This is a genomic window from Pseudomonas sp. AC463 (assembly GCF_979253585.1).
In genome coordinates this window covers 1-279 of record NZ_CEEDDZ010000518.1, presented here as the reverse complement: position 1 = coordinate 279, position 279 = coordinate 1, and the positions used below count along the sequence as shown (strand labels likewise).

Annotated in this window: 1 pseudogene; it reads right to left on the bottom strand. The window is 70.6% G+C overall.

The window, feature by feature from the left end:
* Positions 1-84: 84 nt before the first annotated feature.
* A pseudogene (locus AC0IYH_RS31225) lies at positions 85-279 on the bottom strand (oxidoreductase); the annotation flags it as partial.

Sequence of the window (279 nt, the reverse complement as noted above, 5' to 3'; positions counted from 1 at the left end):
CCGCCATCAGTGCACCCGCCCCCAGCGCTACCGACTACTACCGGCGCGCCCTGGGTGCCTGCCTGAGTGGGCGTGGCTACAGCATCAACTGAGCAGCGCCTTGAGGTCGTCGTAAAGCGCCTGGGGAATCTGTACGCCGTCGGTAAGGCTGCGGGCGCGCGCCTCGTAGCGACGCTGCGAAGGCAGCCGCGCGCCCTGCCCTTCGATGCCCTCGAACAGCGCCTCGGCCCTGGCCAGGGGCGGAGCGGCAGCCGCACCGAGAAAGCGCTGTGGAGCGAG